At 50.7% G+C, this 16,289-nt stretch carries 17 protein-coding genes; 8 read left to right on the top strand and 9 right to left on the bottom strand.

Features of this window, described 5'->3' with window-relative positions:
• Positions 1-237: 237 nt before the first annotated feature.
• The gene (locus ACY2RQ_RS11725) at positions 238-846 is read left to right on the top strand and encodes a DUF2726 domain-containing protein (protein WP_490113162.1); all 609 of its coding nucleotides are present in this window, start codon (positions 238-240) and stop codon (positions 844-846) included.
• Positions 847-880: 34 nt separating this feature from the next.
• On the opposite strand, the gene pfkA is transcribed toward ACY2RQ_RS11725, so the two are convergent.
• Complete coding sequence (pfkA, locus tag ACY2RQ_RS11720) at positions 881-1,921, bottom strand: 6-phosphofructokinase (protein WP_490113161.1); 1,041 nt, start codon at positions 1,919-1,921, stop codon at positions 881-883.
• A gap of 96 nt (positions 1,922-2,017) precedes the next feature.
• Here pfkA and ACY2RQ_RS11715 point away from each other — a divergent pair, with 96 nt between their 5' ends.
• Positions 2,018-2,731, top strand: coding sequence for an OmpA family protein (locus tag ACY2RQ_RS11715; RefSeq protein ID WP_490113160.1), 714 nt, complete (start codon positions 2,018-2,020; stop codon positions 2,729-2,731).
• A 62-nt stretch (positions 2,732-2,793) separates the two neighbouring features.
• Here the strand turns inward: ACY2RQ_RS11715 and ACY2RQ_RS11710 are convergent, their stop codons facing one another.
• Positions 2,794-3,348, bottom strand: coding sequence for a TMEM165/GDT1 family protein (locus tag ACY2RQ_RS11710; RefSeq protein WP_490113159.1), 555 nt, complete (start codon positions 3,346-3,348; stop codon positions 2,794-2,796).
• Positions 3,349-3,680: 332 nt separating this feature from the next.
• Between ACY2RQ_RS11710 and pdsR the strand changes: the two genes are divergently transcribed.
• Positions 3,681-4,373 carry a proteobacterial dedicated sortase system response regulator gene (pdsR, locus tag ACY2RQ_RS11705; RefSeq protein WP_490113158.1) on the top strand — a complete coding sequence of 231 codons (693 nt, stop codon included), beginning with the start codon at positions 3,681-3,683 and terminating at the stop codon, positions 4,371-4,373.
• Positions 4,370-6,400, top strand: a complete 2,031-nt coding sequence (locus ACY2RQ_RS11700) for an ATP-binding protein (protein WP_490113157.1) — start codon at positions 4,370-4,372, stop codon at positions 6,398-6,400. Before pdsR ends, ACY2RQ_RS11700 begins: the two co-directional genes overlap by 4 nt.
• Before the next feature lie 154 nt (positions 6,401-6,554).
• Here the strand turns inward: ACY2RQ_RS11700 and ACY2RQ_RS11695 are convergent, their stop codons facing one another.
• Positions 6,555-7,937: a BAR domain-containing protein gene (locus tag ACY2RQ_RS11695; protein WP_490113156.1), complete on the bottom strand. Its 1,383-nt coding sequence runs from the start codon at positions 7,935-7,937 to the stop codon at positions 6,555-6,557.
• A gap of 340 nt (positions 7,938-8,277) precedes the next feature.
• On the opposite strand from ACY2RQ_RS11695, the gene ACY2RQ_RS11690 reads away from it, so the two are divergent.
• Positions 8,278-9,048, top strand: a complete 771-nt coding sequence (locus ACY2RQ_RS11690; RefSeq protein ID WP_490113155.1) for a DeoR/GlpR family DNA-binding transcription regulator — start codon at positions 8,278-8,280, stop codon at positions 9,046-9,048.
• 174 nt (positions 9,049-9,222) lie between these two features.
• Positions 9,223-9,834 (top strand): glutathione S-transferase family protein, encoded by a 612-nt coding sequence (locus ACY2RQ_RS11685; RefSeq protein ID WP_490113154.1) that lies wholly within the window; start codon positions 9,223-9,225, stop codon positions 9,832-9,834.
• 1 nt (position 9,835) lies between these two features.
• Here the strand turns inward: ACY2RQ_RS11685 and ACY2RQ_RS11680 are convergent, their stop codons facing one another.
• Positions 9,836-10,762, bottom strand: coding sequence for a LysR family transcriptional regulator (locus tag ACY2RQ_RS11680; RefSeq protein ID WP_490113153.1), 927 nt, complete (start codon positions 10,760-10,762; stop codon positions 9,836-9,838).
• Positions 10,763-10,896: 134 nt separating this feature from the next.
• Here ACY2RQ_RS11680 and ACY2RQ_RS11675 point away from each other — a divergent pair, with 134 nt between their 5' ends.
• A complete protein-coding gene (locus ACY2RQ_RS11675) occupies positions 10,897-11,133 on the top strand; it encodes a hypothetical protein (protein WP_490113152.1) in 237 nt (78 codons plus the stop codon).
• Positions 11,134-11,166: 33 nt separating this feature from the next.
• A complete protein-coding gene (locus ACY2RQ_RS11670) occupies positions 11,167-12,396 on the top strand; it encodes a Bcr/CflA family multidrug efflux MFS transporter (protein ID WP_490113151.1) in 1,230 nt (409 codons plus the stop codon).
• Here ACY2RQ_RS11670 and ACY2RQ_RS11665 read toward each other — a convergent pair.
• Genes ACY2RQ_RS11665 through ACY2RQ_RS11645 form a run of 5 tightly spaced genes read right to left on the bottom strand, consistent with a single transcriptional unit; the run spans position 12,393 to position 16,283 of the window.
• Positions 12,393-13,610, bottom strand: a complete 1,218-nt coding sequence (locus ACY2RQ_RS11665) for a vWA domain-containing protein (protein WP_490113150.1) — start codon at positions 13,608-13,610, stop codon at positions 12,393-12,395. The genes ACY2RQ_RS11670 and ACY2RQ_RS11665 overlap by 4 nt on opposite strands.
• Before the next feature lie 11 nt (positions 13,611-13,621).
• Entirely contained in the window at positions 13,622-14,158 is a 537-nt protein-coding gene (gene tadF / locus ACY2RQ_RS11660) for a tight adherence pilus pseudopilin TadF (protein ID WP_490113149.1), read from the bottom strand.
• A complete protein-coding gene (locus ACY2RQ_RS11655; RefSeq protein ID WP_490113148.1) occupies positions 14,145-14,624 on the bottom strand; it encodes a TadE/TadG family type IV pilus assembly protein in 480 nt (159 codons plus the stop codon). Before ACY2RQ_RS11655 ends, tadF begins: the two co-directional genes overlap by 14 nt.
• A gap of 2 nt (positions 14,625-14,626) precedes the next feature.
• Positions 14,627-15,427 (bottom strand): tetratricopeptide repeat protein, encoded by an 801-nt coding sequence (locus tag ACY2RQ_RS11650; protein WP_490113147.1) that lies wholly within the window; start codon positions 15,425-15,427, stop codon positions 14,627-14,629.
• Entirely contained in the window at positions 15,420-16,283 is an 864-nt protein-coding gene (locus ACY2RQ_RS11645) for a type II secretion system F family protein (RefSeq protein WP_490113146.1), read from the bottom strand. Before ACY2RQ_RS11645 ends, ACY2RQ_RS11650 begins: the two co-directional genes overlap by 8 nt.
• Positions 16,284-16,289 lie beyond the last annotated feature (6 nt).

Below are 16,289 nucleotides of genomic sequence, written 5' to 3'. Positions count from 1 at the left end.
ATTTGTTGCCACTTCATTTTGGAGAAACATCAATAATTCAGGTTTCTCCTATGGTATTTATGGGGACTTTTATGGTGTGTTAATATCAAAAGAACGGATATACCTATCGAAAGTTCAACGTGAGAATTCTCAGTGACAGGAAGTTTCCCACCCTATATATACATCCTTCCAGTAGTCGGCGTACTGTTGATTGCCTTACTGGCTTTTATCCTGTTACGGCACAGGTCCAGGGTCAGTATGTATCTGCAGGACCCGCTGTTTAACGGAGCATCCCGCTCTTTCTATAGCCTGCTGGATGTTGCCGTACGTGATTATTTCAATATTTTCCGAAATATCCCGGTTAAAGATGTATTACGCTCATCTGGCTCAGTCAGCCCATTGCCGGGGAAAATAAAGAACAGCGCGTTTGATCTGCTGCTGTGCGATCGCCGTAAGATGTTGCCCAAATGCGCCATCGTTCTGGTGGAACGGAATAATCCGAAAACCAAACAGACGGATTGCCTGCGGGAGTACTGTGACAAGGTTGGCTTGCCCCTGCTGGTGTACGAGATAGGTGGAATACTGGACGTGAGCAGTCTGCGTCAGGCGGTTATGGAAGCGGCAGAAATAGAAGCGAAACTGGATAACTGGACGTCCGTAGGGGATGTGCGGGAACAGGAAGAAGAACCCGAGGATAAGAGCCTTTCCGCCCAGGAATCCGAAGCAGACAACAGTGAACGCATGTGCAAAAAGTGCGGCTCCGGCATGAAACAGCGTGCCATTACCAAAGGCGAACATGTCGGACAGAATGTCTGGGTGTGTGAAGAATTCCCGAACTGCCGCTATGCCGTATTGAGTGAAGCCTGATTTGATACCTGCGGCTAAGGAAAGAGCTGTAAAATCAGGTCGTTATAATATCCGCGACCCGGATCAGCTCTGGATCCATGGCCGGGATTTCTTTACAGGCTTTTTCCAACCCAGTGAGGGATATACGATTGTCCCTCAGCCCGACCATGACTCCCGATGTCCCGTCCCGCAGGGCATCAACTGCTGCGACTCCCAGTCGGCTGGCGAGAACCCGGTCGGCACAGGTTGGGCGACCTCCCCGTTGAAGATGGCCAAGAATAGTGACCCGGGCGCTGTAGCCGGGCAATTTTTCTTCAACTGTTTTGGCGATCTCAAAGACGGTTCCGCTTTTCCCACCTTCAGCAACAATGACAATGCTGGAGGTTTTCCCTGCCCGGTTGCTGCGATCCAGTGAGCTGATCAGGTAGTCAATACCTCTGTCCTGTTCCGGAATAAGGATTTCTTCACTGCCCGCGCCAATGCCTGCATGGAGGGCGATATAACCGGCGTCACGGCCCATCACTTCAATAAAGAACAATCGGTTATGGGATGTGGCTGTGTCACGAATCTTGTCAATGGCTTCAACCACAGTATTGGTGGCCGTATCAAAACCGATAGTCAGGTCAGTGCCATAGATATCGTTGTCGATTGTGCCCGGAACACCTACGACAGCTATCTTGTGTTCCCGGGCCAGTGCCACGGCGCCAGTAAAAGAACCATCACCACCAATCACCACAAGCGCGTCAATGCCTGCCTTCTGCAGTTCTGCTGCGGCCTTGGCACGGCCTTCCGGTTCATAAAATTCACGACAGCGGGCAGATTTAAGAAAGGTGCCACCCTGGTTCACAATATTGGAAACCGACCGACTGTTCAGCTTTTCCATCCTGCCGGTCAGCAGGCCGGTATAGCCTTCTGAAATGCCGGTGATCTGCATGCCGTGAAAAATGGCTCCACGGACAACCGCTCGAACAGCTGCGTTCATGCCCGGCGCGTCACCACCGGATGTGAGTACGCCAATATGCTTGAGTGAATTGGTCATCGTAATACCCCGGTTTTTCTGCAGGCGAGTATGGGAGCAGTTGCCATAATTCGCCATAATTGCTCCTCAAATTGCCATACTCTCGCCACGGCTCTGCCCCTTTTGGTGGGTTTAATAAACCTGTCGAAACCAACAACCCAAGAGGGGCAGGATATGAAAACAGATATCTCCAAACTGATTATGGTTTTAGGTCTGAGCGCAGTTTTTGCTTTACCCGTTCAGGCAAAAAATCTGACCAACAGCGAAGAATGGACCAAAGAAAAAACCGGAGTGATGGCGGGCATGTCTATTGCCGGCGCAGTGCTTGGTGGCCCCATTGGTTTTGTACTGGGTGTGGCTGCCGGAGACTGGCTGGGTGACAGCGTAAACACGGCCAGAAGAGCGGAGATTCTGACAACAAAAGTGACAACTGAGCGGGATGAAGCTCTGGCAAGATTAAGCAGGGCGGAAGAAGAGCTGATGCTGGCCAAACTGGAAGCTGGCCGTTACCAGAATCTGGCCCTTGATTCCCTTCAGCTGAACGTTATGTTCCGCACAGCTGAAGATTCACTGTCCATTCGAGATAAAGCCCGTCTGAATGTCCTTGTTCGTTTGCTGAATGAAAAAGGAAATGTACAGGTACAGCTGGCCGGTTTTGCCGACCCTCGGGGCAAGGATGTATACAACCTGGAACTCTCCAAGCGCAGGGCTGAGAGTGTTCGTGATTATCTGGTAAGCCAGGGTATTGAGGCAGAACGTATTGTGACATCAGCCTACGGTGCCCGTCGTTCAGAGGCGGAAAAAGGCAATGTGGATGCCTATGCTATGGAACGGGTCGTGACTATTGAACTCAGGGATGGAGATGACCAGTTTGTTGCACACCAGTAAGACATTGTCAGTCGATGGCCCTGTGATTAAGGGCCATCGGGATAGCTTTAAAATATCAGCATTTAAGCAACGAGAGTCACAATGCCAAGGACGGCAAACAACGCAGCGGCGGCCCGACGAATCCAGAGCAGGGGCAGCCGTTCAGCCAGGCCATTGCCCAGGAAGACAACGGGGATATTGGCCAGCATCATGCCCAGGGTTGTTCCGATAATCACCATGGACAGGGACTCATAGCTTGCAGCCAGTACGACTGTCGCCACCTGTGTTTTGTCACCTATCTCCGCAAGAAAGAAGAGTACGAATGTGGCAAGGAAAGGGCCGTAACGGTGGAAGCCGGTATCTTCATCGTCCATCTTGTCCGGTATCAGAGTCCATGCGGCAACTGCCAGAAAAGACAGACCCACAACCCACCCGAGAATATCCAGAGACACAAGGCCGGCAAGCCAGTTACCCACCCACGCGGAAATCCCGTGGTTGACCAGAGTGGACAGGAAAATAGCCAGGGTGATGGTCCAGGGCTGGCGGTAACGGCAGGCAAGCAGAAGGGCAAGGAGCTGGGTTTTGTCACCAATTTCAGCGATCAAAACCATAAACGTTGCGATCGAGAGTGTTTCCATAGTTTTTAAGCGATACCAGGGGCAGGAACAGGTTCGACCGATACACAGCAACACAACCACTCGTCCCGCCCCGGTTCAGAATGGTTATGCCGCAGGTCTCGTCAAACCCGATATGGTCGCTTGAAAATGCGATATATGCAGGTTGTGGTTACCACAGGCATTGAGGCCCGATTATGTTGATAACCACCCGGCTTTCCCGTTCTGTTGGAACAACTGTGAACAAAGAAAGCGGGAAACTACTCCCCCAGAGCCGGTGCAGGGTACCAGAGTTTGGTTGCTGTGATAACCTTGCGGGTTTACAGGGATTACCGGTGATTCCGGGGGCAGGAAAAATGTCTCGCCATATAGCAATAGTTGAAGATGAAACCGCCATTGCGGAGAACTACCGGGATGCGTTTCGGCGTTACGGATACAGTGTCAGCCTGTATTCAGACCGCTCATCGGCCATGGCCGGTTTTCGCCTTGGGCTGCCAGATCTGGCAGTGATAGACGTTGGCCTTGGAGATGAAGTGGAAGGTGGGTTTGAACTGTGCCGGGAACTGCGAACGCAGGCTCCCGGGCTGCCGATAGTATTTCTTACTGCTCGGGATGATGAGCTGGATGTGATTTCCGGCCTGCGCCTGGGAGCGGATGATTACCTCACCAAAGATATCAGCATCGCCCATATGATGGCCCGGGTGCATGCTCTGTTGCGCCGGGTGGAACTCTCCAGCAAGCCTAAAGAGCAGGATGAAGTGGTGGAGCGAGGAGAATTGCAGATCAATCTGGATCGTATGTCCGTCACCTGGGCAGGCCAACCGGTAGATCTTACGGTCACCGAGTTCTGGATTGTTCACTGTCTGGCCCGCCATCCCGGACAGGTGCGCAATCGCCAACAACTTATGGATGCCGCAAGAACGGTTCTTGATAACAATACCGTGACCTCCCATATCAAACGTATCCGCAAGAAATTTCAGTCAGTGTCCGGTGATTTCTCCTCCATAGAAACAGCCTACGGAATGGGCTATCGCTGGAGTACCCGGTGAGGCTCAGTCGTCAGCTGCTGATAGTCAGTCTTCTGGTTCTTGCACTGCCTGTTGGGGGTATTCGCTGGGTACAGGAGATGGAACTTACCTGGCGGGAGCAGCAGGTTCAGGTTGTAAATGCCTCCCTGCGGGCCACAGCTTCAAGCCTTGCCCTGGAGGATTTACTGCCAGCCCCTGTACAGGGAAAAAACGCGGTTTATGTTGAACCGGTCAGCGGCCATCTGGTAATGGATGGTTACCTTGATGACTGGCGCAGCAATGGTATTACCAGCCGGGAATATAAGTCCCGGCAGAATCCGGATGATACTTTTCAGGTTTCTTTTTCCGCCGCAACAAACGGCTCCAGTCTTTATCTGGCCTTTCAGGTGGAAAATAAATTGGATGTCGTTTATTACAATCCTGTTAAAGAAACCCTGGAAAATGGCGACAGAATAAATCTGTCGTTTGATAGCGGGCAAGGTGTAACGTCATACACAATAGTGACAGAAGCTCCGGGGCCGGTTATTGCCAGAATCATAAAAGATTGGAATGGCATTCACCACCTGACCCGGGAGAGTCGAATTCGCGGTGTCTGGCGGGACACTCCCGATGGTTATCAACTGGAACTGACTATGCCCCTCTCCATGGTGGGGCAGCGTGTGGGCTTTTCCGTGGTATCGGGCAGTGATAATCAGAGAGTGGCCTCTTTTGAATCGGGAACAGAACCGGGCCAGTTAATTCTGCCGGATATGAACCTTAGCGAAATTCTGCAGGCTTTCCTCGAACCGGATATGCGTCTGGGAGTTATCGACAGTGCCGGTTGGCAGATTGCGGAAACCGGCGCAAGAAGCAGTGTCCATGCAACAGAAAATAATGAAGCCTTCTGGCTGATCAGCTGGTTTTACCAGTCCATTCTGGACTGGGGCCGCCTGCCGGAATACAAAGCTTACTGGCGGGGCGGTGGCTGGCAGAACAGTGAACTGGTATCGGCACTGGAAGGACAGCCTCACTCGACATGGCAGCGGGATGGGGGTCAGTACCGGTTGCTGGCTTCCTGGCCCTTGCGAAAAGAGGGGGAAGTTGTGGGAGCCTTAATAGCGGAACAGGGCAGCCAGGCAGTACTCTCTCTGGCCAGCCGCACATTTGACCGGTTATTTTCGGTCAGCTTTCTCACTATTCTTTTGGTGGCTGCGGGCCTGCTGGGTTATGCCTCGTGGCTGTCGGTGCGTATTACCCGGCTGAACCGGGCGACTGATCGCTGCCTGGGGCGTGATGGTCGGTTACAGGCTGCATTTCCTGTGAGTGATTCCGGAGATGAGCTGGGGGAATTGTCCCGCAGTATTGCCGCTATGCTTGGCCGCCAGGAAGAACATGCGGATTATTTAAGAACCCTGGGCAGCAAGCTTTCCCATGAACTGCGTACACCTCTGGCGGTGGTACGTTCCTCCCTGGATAATCTGGAGCATGAACAGGTCAGCGAACAGGGGCAGGTGTATGTTTCCAGAGCGCTGGCCGGTGCCGACCGTTTAGGCACACTGTTGAATACCATCAGTGAAGCCACCCGACTGGAAAATATGTTTGCCAGTACGGTGGATGCCGGTGACAGGGAGTTTGTAGATCTTGCCCGGATGCTGGAAGATTTATATCAGGCATACAGCGGTGTTTATCCACAAAGCCGTTTTCTGCTGGATATACAACAAGAGTCTTGTGTTGTGTCTATCTTTCCGGAACTGGTGGTTCAGGCGATGGATAAACTGGTTTCAAACGCAGTGGACTTCTGCCCGGTACAGGGAACCATTGTCTTACGTTTGCAGCTGATTGAAGGGCAGGCCGTTATCTCTGTGGAGAATGATGGTGCCCCCCTGCCGCAAGCTATGGCCGGGCGACTGTTTGATTCCATGGTATCCGTACGTAAAACCCGGGGAGATAAACCTCATCTTGGATTGGGACTTTATATTGTCCGGTTGGTAATGGATTGCCATGGGGGCAAGGCAATTGCCAGAAACAGGGATGATCAGACCGGGGTGATCTTTTCTCTGAGCTTTTGATAACCCAGTTAGTGAAAGCGTAGAAAAATGGCCCGGATAACTTTGCTATATAACCCATGTATTCTTTCTGCCTTCTTGAATCACTCCTTCCAGGTCAGTAAAGGGCCAGTTAAAAAAAGAGCCGGTAAACCGGCCCATAGTCCAGGAGGTTAACTTAAGATATTCTCAGATCCTCAATACTGGTGGGACACCCTGAGAAGAACTGATTTGAAATCCAGTTAAAGGGATTACCCCAGGTTGTCTTTGTTTCTTCAGTCTCTTTAGCTAAAGAAGTGGATACCGCTTTGTAAGAAGCTTTTTCGGAAGGAGATTCCTCTACTATATCCCCACTTTTTTCAGCTTGATCTTCTTCTGTAACCGGGTGAACTGGATCATTGCCCGGCATGTCTTGCGGGGCGTCTACGAATACCTCATTGCTATCTTCATCGTCTTCATCTTCAGCAAGTACCGGCACAATGCCACCTTCAGCCTGGGGGTTCCGTTGGGCCAGTTCCTCCTGCAGTTGGGCATTGTGCCTTCCCAGAGAGTTAATGGTACTTTTCATGTCGTGCTCTCGACTTCTATTCAGCTTTTGCTGCTTTTCTTTTTCTTCCTGAAGATTGCTGAACAGTGTTTGTAATGCATCGACCTGTGCTTCAAGCTTACTGATTTTCTCCTGCATTTGTTGCTTATTGGCTTCATAGGATGCACTGCATTTCTGCAGGTTTTGAAGATGTAGCTGTGTACGCTTTTTCTGTTCCTTGAGCTGTTTCTCTGACACAACGGCTTTCTGGTACAGGGCAGCTGTACTGGCCAGTCCATCAGACTGTTTTTGAGTGGCATGGGCCATAACCCTTTCCCGCCAGCTATCAAAGCGATTGGAGGCGTAGCGGAACACAACGGCAGTGGTCGCCAGGGCCAGGGCCGCGGGAACACCTATCTGGGGAATAACAAGCAGAGGAGCGACAGTAGTAAGGGTATAACCAATTACATCCCCCAATCCGGTTTTAGCGTTGACCTGGTTTAATTGGTCTTGCGCTCTTTTGTTGAGGGTACAGGCACGTTGTCGAAGAATAGCCGCTTTTTCTAAAGGGTCTTCAACCTTGATGGTCTGCAGCACAGCCTGTTCATTTGTATGTTGTTGCAAACGGGAGATGCCGGTACGTCGGGCAATTCTGTATCCTGTGCTAAGTATTGGGCTGATAAAAGGCGCTGCGATTGTACAGACCGTACCAACAGAGTATTTGCCAGCTGGAAGTACGACAGCGGTTCTTTCGGCCAGTCTGGTAATGGCAGGGTAAGACGACAATGCGCTTTTCAGAGCCGCTTGGACGCCGGCTATCTGTCCGCTGACGTAGGTTCCGCCAACGTTTACAGCCTCACGAACAGGAGTGAACTCGGTGCATGCCCGGTTGAATACAGTTTTTAAACCGCTCCTGGCGGCTGAAAAGCCGTTGAGCAGGAATTCTTTGGAGCTGACAGAAGCTATCTTCTCCAAAGTGGACATTGTATAGCTGGGGATAGCCAAAAAAGCCTGATTAATATTAGGAAAAGACATAGCAAACCTCCATGTTTACTGCTTTCTTATACGTCCAGATTTAAAAGGCCTTTTTAAGACCCGCTTTATATAAGACCCGCTTTATATAAGACCAAAGTATTAGCAGCCTCATCCATGAAACCACCTGTTACCAATATTGACTGTGTTGCCAGGAAAAAGTTCGAAAGAAGTAACCGGAAAACGGGAAAAATCTTATATTCTGCGTTATGCCGGCTTTCCGAAGAGGGGTTAACCGGGCTTTTTCCTTATAATACTGCCGCATCAGCTATCACTGCCTGCCCCTGGAGCCTTCGGCTAACCGGAGGGCTGTGAATTACCGGTTTCTGGAGGGAATGAATCCTTGTTAGCGATAGAGCGCCGTGAACATATCCTCACTTATCTGAGACAGCATGAATACGCCAATGTTGAGACTCTGGCTGAGCATCTGAACGTGTCCAGCATGACCATCCGGCGAGACCTGAACAAGCTGGAAGAGCAGGGTGTTGTGCGCCGTACCCATGGCGGCGCGACCATCGGGCAGTTTATTAATATCCAGCCCCATACTGAAGAACGCCGTGGCCAGAGTCCGGCAGAAAAGGCATCCATCGCCAGGTATGCCGCCTCCATGGTACACGATGGACACTCAATCCTGCTGGATGCCGGCACCACCTGCATGGCGCTTGCCCGGCAACTGACAGATCGTAATATTCGTGTTGTTACCACTGATCTGGCCCAGGCCCAGTTCCTGTGCCGGTACAGCAATATTGAAGTGTATGTGCCGGGAGGGCGAGTGGATGACCGTACCCAGTCTTGTCTGGGGGGGAAAGTGAGTAATTTCCTCGACCTGATTCATGTGGATATTGCCTTTGTTGGCTGCACGTCCTGGGATCTGCGCCGTGGCGTAACAACGCCTACAGAGCGTAGATGCGTACTTAAGCAGAAAATGATTGAGCGGGCGGATACTTCAATCCTGCTGGCCGACAGCGAGAAGTATGGCCGTTACTCCTTCCATAAAATCAGTGAACTGAAAGACTTCGACCTGATTATTACCGACGGTGGCCTCGGGGCAGCCAATGAAGAGCGGATCAGTGAAGCGGGCGTAGACCTGTACTGCACCGAGCTTGAGAAGTAGAAAACGGATATCTGATATTCTTCTGGAACAAACGCCGGGTCATGCATGGCCGTTTCTGCCAGCATGGATCGGGTATTGAAAGGGGTCTCAAAATAACCGGAAGACACTACTCCTGATAATGATATATTGGTCAGGCGTAACCCCTGCCAATTATGATAATTATGGAGTTTTGCTGTGAAGATATATGAGTCCCGTATAGCCCCGAACGCCCGTCGCGTCAGGGTGTTTCTGGCGGAGAAAAGCATCAGTGATATTGAGTATGTTGAGCTGGACTTGAAAGCCGGAGATAACATTACCCCGGAATTTATGGAAAAAAGCCCATTTGGCAAAATTCCTGTTCTTGAACTGGATGACGGTACCCATATTTCTGAATCAGTTGCCATATGTCGTTATTTTGAAACCCTGTACCCGGAATCACCACTTATGGGTTCAACACCCCTTGAACAGGCCCAAGTGGAAATGTGGCAGCGTAATACCGAGATGTATTTTATGAATATGGTGGGCATGAGCTTTCAGCATACCTCCGGATTCTTTGCCGACCGTATGACTCCGGTAGCGGAATGGGGCGTAGAAGCGGGGAAAAATGCCGCCAAAGCCTTCCAGGTTCTGGAAAACCAGTTGGGCAAGACCTCTTACCTGGCGGGGGAGAACTTCAGCATTGCTGATATATCCCTTATGTGTGCTGTGGATTTTGCCCGGGTTATTAAGATTCGCATTACCAACGAGTACCCTAATCTCCAACGTTGGTATGCGCTGGTCTCCTCCAGGGAAAGCATGCAGGCGTAACTCACAGCTCTGGTGTTGAATGGCACTCCGTCAGCTTGCGCCTTGTCCACTGGCACATGGGGTTGTTGTGATGGCGGGCATGCCAGTACATAAAGAAAGTGACTTCCCGCCCTTGCAGCTCATAAGGGAGCTCTTTCAAAACCAGGCTGCGGTTTTTGGTAATACGTCTGGCAAACCGTGACGGAAGGGTGAACAGCAGGTCTGAACCTTCACAGAAATCCGCCACCGACATAAAACTGTTCAGTCGCAGAGAAACTTGTCTGGTTCTGCCCTGGGCTTCCAGCATCGCATCCATGGAACCGGGGCCTTTACCGGTTATTGATACAAGACCATGGCGAGCCTTCGCGTAGTTGTCCAATGTTAGCTCCTGATCTGCCAGAGGGTTGCCCGCATCCATCAGGCAGAGTGCATCCATGGTTTGCAGAGCCTGCCGGTAATACTGATCCGCACGGAGGTTAGGCTCCATACCAACCAGCAGGAAGTGTGCGTCACCATTTTCCAGGGCAGAAAAGGGTTCGTCTGGCTGACGGACAATCTCAACCCGCATATTGGGAGCGATGTTTCTCAACATACGGGTAAAGCGTGGCAGAAACAGTGCAATTTCCAGGTCCAGCCCGCACAGGCGCAAAGTGTCTGTTGATGTGGCCGGATCGAAGGAGGGTTCCGCGATAAGGCGGGATACGCCCCCAAGTAGATTATTCAGGTCTGGCAGAAGGACTTCAGCACGGGCCGACAATTCATACCCTTCCGATGAGCGAACCAACAAGGGATCCCGGAATGTCTGCCGTAAACGCTGAAGAGCGCGGCTAACAGCAGGCTGGCTCATATTTAATTCAATAGCGGACTGGGATACATGCCGATGGGTCAGAAGAGCCTGCAAGACAACCAGAAGATTCAGGTCTATGGAGCGTAAATTCACTTCGCGCATGAAAAGTATACTAATTATGCATTATATGAATCCAAGGTAATTCCGTAGAGTGCGAAGCACAAGCTATTCCATATAAACATGTCAACACAAAGATGAATGGATAAGGAGAGAGACAGTGCCAGCGAGCCGTTCAAATGAGTGCATTTGCTGCCCAGCAGGGTATGATCTGGGCGGGGCTGGATCTGTTACCGGGCAACAACAGCAGCACAGGCAGTGAGAATGACCTGAACCGTCTGGGCAGCACCTTGGGGTTAATGGCCCAAAGTAATGTTGACGAAAGTGCTGAAGTCGCGCCGCCGAACAGTGACCACAGAACCGCCAGAGTCTTTGGCAAACGTGTGGCCGACACTACATCCCACTGGCTGAATTGAATTCCAGATAAACAACAAGTAAAGAAGTAAAAAATGGCTCTTCCCCTTTTGACCGTAATGCTGGCCATGCTTGTGGCCGTAGCGCCACTGGCGATTGATATGTACCTGCCGGCTATGTCGTTTATGGCCGCAGACCTGGAGACACCCATTCATCAGGTGGAATTGTCGGTCAGCACTTTCCTTATCGGCTTTGCCGCTGGTCAGGCTCTGGGAGGTCCATTATCCGACCGTTTTGGTCGTAAGCCACTGGTGGCTATCGGCCTGGTTATCTTTGCCCTGGCCAGTGCCGCGCTCGCCTTTGTTTCTTCACTTGAAGGTTTACTGGCTTTGCGGGTTGTGCAGGCCATTGGTGGCGGTATCGCAGTGGTGAACTCGGCGGCTATGGTTCGAGACTTGTTCTCTGGTGCACAGGTTGCGAAGGTTCTGTCCATGATCTCCATGGTTATGATGGCCGCACCGCTTATGGCTCCTGTGCTGGGGGCTCTGGTGCTGGAAACCATGGGCTGGCGCGCTATCTTCGGGACTCTGGCGGGTTATGCTCTGCTGGTGCTTGTGGTGTTTATGGCGAAGGTGCCGGAAAGCAGGAAAAGGAGCCTGAATAATCAATCAGGCTTTGTCGGCGTATTATCTTCTTATAAAAGAGTACTCAGCCACCGCCGAGCTATGGGTTATATACTGGCTGTGTCGTTTGCCTTCAGTGGTATGTTCGCGTTTATCACCACATCTCCGTTTACCTATATGGAATATTTCCAGGTTGAGGCTTCCGTTTTTCCTCTGCTCTTTGGTGCCAATATTGTGGTGATGATGATTATGAACCGGGTCAATATTCGGGCTCTTAATCGTTTTAAAAGCGACCAGATTCTGAAGGTGGGTCTGAGCCTTCAGATAATAGCTGGAACAGGACTGGTTATTGCCGCCTATATGGGAGCGTCTCTCCCGATTGTTGTGGCCCTTAATATGCTGTTTGTAGGTTCCCTGGGATTAATCGCTTCCAATGCCATTGCCGGTTGTCTGAGCTTTTTCCCGGATATCAGTGGCAGTGCCAATGCGGTTGTTGGCGTAATGGAATTCTGTATGGGAGCGCTGGCCGGAATTGTCTGTGCGCAGTTGCACAACAATACCCTTATGCCTATGGCCTGGGTTATGCTCGCATGTGCTGTTATGGGACTTGTTTCCCTGACCACTTTTCAGGGCAGAGTGAAAGAGTCTGTTGATGGGATTACAGTGGAACCGATAACGGATGAACTGAAAAAGGCATCTTAACGTTTATGCAGATGCCCGACCTCTTCCTCAATAAAAGAGTTTATCTTGTTAAAAATATCTTCGGCATTCTGGGCTGAATAGAATTTGCCTTTATCGGCACAGCGATAAAGGATTTCATTCAGACTCGCATCATAGTCAAAACCGATAATCGCTATTTCTGCCTGAACGGGCTTGTTATCAGGAGTGACCTGCTGGTTGAGGGTGTTACGAATAATATCGCAGTAGCCCCGATCCTGAATCTGCAGATGAAACTTATCGCTCAGGTCCATACCATCGGATAAAACCAGAATCAGGCGACGGGGATTCCTTGTTTTTGCCGCCAGCTGGGCGGCCCGGATTATCCCTTCGTAAGAAGCGGTTCCTCCATTGGGTTTCATGGCATTAATAGCCTGTATCAGGATATCGGCACGTGTGGTTGGTTGAATCGTATAATTCATGCCCATAGCGAAAGATTCAAGTTGTTCTCTGGTCCATGTTTGCGTGCAGGTTTTTTCTATAAACATATTCGCAACAGTCCAGGAAGGGTTCTGGTAACAGATTTGGGAAAGCTCGCAGACTTTGTCGCCGGGTGGCACCAGATCCTGGGTCTGGTCATTGAAGGGCACCAGTGCCATTGTGTTTTTATATTCCGGACCCGCGTCGGCGGTACTGTTTTCGAGGCCGCTGGCAATACGTCCCAGAACATTCTTAAGCATCTTTATTTTTATTATTCCTCCCCATTCCTCGTTCATGGAGGAAGAAAAATCCGCAACAAAAATAACATCTATGGCTTCACGGCCTGTGAATCTTCTGGCGACAGCGCTGTTGCCAACAGTCGTTTCCCTGTCGAACACCGGAGCCATACCACTGGAGAACCAGCTGGTATGTCGGCTGGAAACCTGTACCCGATACTCCACAAACGGGCGGGCTGAGGTTATGTCGCACTCATAATTATCTTCACACTTCACCCGTTTGATTCGGGAAATGATTCCCTGAGAGTCGGGAATCATGGCCTTTACCCAGTTGTTGACCAGATGCCGGTTCTCCGGACTGTTGCCCCCGTTTTTAGCGCTGAGGGCAAGGGTGGCAGCCTCTGCCGCGTCACCAAGGGCCGCGCTGGTGCGCAAATAGCGGCTGCTTTCAAGGCAGAAGAACATAAACCCTGCCAGGGTCGGAATCATCAGCATAAATATAATAGACGCGACGCCCCGCTGACTTTTGGAAGATATGTTCACGGTGTTGTCCTTTAACGTCCCGGCATCAGTGAACTGGCTCGTATGATTCTGTCTCTTCGCAATCCATTTTCTATCTGGTAGCAGAGTGTTACCCGATAAAGGTTGGATGCGATGGAAGATTTTTTCATAAATAAATCCGGCATCTTTTCCATCTTTCGTTCCGCTTTACAGGGAATGCCACGTTTGTAGTGGTGAACTGTAGGTTTGTCGGGCGTGCTTGCATCTAGATAACCTCTCTCCAGATGCATTCCCAGGGAGAAAAGATGAAAGCCTCCGTAGGTACGCTCCATGGATTGTCTGATAAGAGTAAACAGCTGGTCGGCCTGGTTATCGGTAATGGCTGGATTCTTTCCATAGAGCTGGCTGCGCTCCTTGATAATATTGGCCCCCGAATAGCTTAACCGTTGCAGTTGCCCGTGAATGTTCTGTCGGGTAACGACGTCTATTGTGAACATCAGCAGCAGGGCCAGCACTGATGCAACAAGGGCGAATTCAATCATAAAGGCACCCCGTTGTCGGGACGGCCAAGAGCTATTAGCGCATACCACTGCGTTCGTACTCCTGGACAGCGATAATTTCCCTTTTGATTGTTGGTGGCGTAAGGGAGCCGAAGGTAAGGGGCATAAAAAGAGGCTGGTAAGGGTAAGAAACCTGATAAATCGCAAGGGGGCTGTTTAATGCCTTGGATTTTTTTACATTCAGCTTGTCGTCTGTGAACAGGCTTTTTATATCTGCGTAGTAGAAAGTCTGGATATTCAGTTTACTGGTATCGACAAAGCAGGACCATAACGCCTTGTCGTTTTTCAACAGGCGGGCAAAAACCTCTTTATAGTCATCGTTAGGGGATGTACGGGCTGTTCTACTGGCTTCCGCCACTGCGTAATCCACCATGGCGGAGACATAACCCAGATAGTTCATCTCCATCCAGAACATAATTATTGTCAGGAAGAAAAACATTCCCAATGCTGTTTCAACAGTGACAGCTCCCCGTGATAACTTACGCAAACCCATCATGTTTATTTTTTTTCAGGTGAAACCGGCTTGATTGACGACAGAGCAATAAACAGGGAAATCCGTTCCTGTTCAGTTTTGGCGCCGGCGTAAACGGTTTTGAACTCGCTGTAAAGACCGGCCCGTACCAGGGCCAGCAGCAGATTGGCTTTAATACGTTCATCAGCCTGGCCGCTGGTATAAAGGGGCATCAGTCGCTGCACAGCGGCTGTATAGTCCCTCTCAAGAATATCAAGCATGGCCAGATTGTTTTTCACCACCAGGTCGTCAAGCATGGCGTGCCTGGCCTGGTTTATAGAGTCCCGGGCGGCTTTGTAGTTCCCCATATCGGCCTGGATCAGCCCCCGCTGGTTGAGAATATCGGCCCTGCCAGGAGCAAGTATTTCCGCAGTGTTAACAGCTTCCAGAGCTTTTGTGGCTTTGCCCATGTTTAGCAGTGCCTGGGATTTCAGCAGCCACGTATCCGCTCCGGGTTGGTGGGGTGAGGTAAACAGGGGCTCAATAGTGAACAGGGTGGATTCCGGGTCATGGGTGGCCAGATACGCCTGACCAAGCTGAAGACGGATGTCGTTTTTTGTGTTCTCCCCGGAGGCTTTAGCCAGCCTGTCTTTATAAAGCGCGATGAGTCCGGCCTGATTTCCCGCCGCTTTCAGTAAAGTTTCATTCGGCGGTTGTTCACTGACTTTCTGTGTTTTTTTCGAACCAGAGTTATGGGCGCAGCCCGCCAGAGTACACAGGATAAGCACCAGCACAGCAACAAGTCTTAATGTTCTGTATAGGCAGGAAAACTCTTTCGTCTCAGCCATTGCTTATCATCCTCATAATTCCGGGGGCTGTAATTAAAATCACCAGGGGCAGCATGATGAACAGAATCAATGGCACGGACATTTTGGCTGAGAGTTTGGCGACCTTCTCTTCCAGGGTAAGCATCTGAATTTCCCGAAGGCTGGCGGCCTGGGTTGTCAGCACATCGTATATGGAGCTGCCGTATTGCAGATTCTGGTTCAGGGTGTAAACAAAACTCTTGATCTGTGCGGAAGGCAGCTGTTCCGCTAAATCCTTGAGAGCAAGTTGAATTCCCGACAACCGGGAAACGGACGTAACTCTTCTCATGATGTAGGCAAGGTCACGGTCAAAGCTTTCCAGCTCTTCGCCGAGATAGCCGATAGAGGCTTCAATAGTCATACCTGTCTGAATACAGATCGCCATTAAATCCAGGAGGTAAGGAAGCCGGGCCGAAACACGCCTTACCCTGTTAAGGGCGAGTTTTCCCAGGATCATATCGGGAAGGATGATCACTGCGGCAACAGCCACAAGAGCGGCAATCATCTGCTGGTTAAGGGCCGCCAGATGGAGGGTGTCGGGAAACAGGAAAATACCGGCAACCAGCAACAGGGCGATAATAAACTTGATTGGAAAATAGATTCTGGCAATGGCGATATTGTAAATCCCGGCCTGAACCAGCTTCTTTTCAATATCCTTAAAAGGGAGAGACAGGGTGTTTATGATTCGGTCAATTAATCTATTCCAGTCGTTTACCGCGCTGTGGGGTAAATTCAGCCACTGACGTCTGGTTTGCCGGGCAAAGATACCCTCAAGAGCCAAAATCATGAAGGTGGCCAGACTCAGGGATGTCAGCAGGGGGAAAAGATATGACGACATGGTTAC

The sequence above is a fragment of the Parendozoicomonas sp. 209JJ7-1 genome, assembly GCF_058147085.1.
This window is presented reverse-complemented; position numbering and strand designations above follow the sequence as displayed.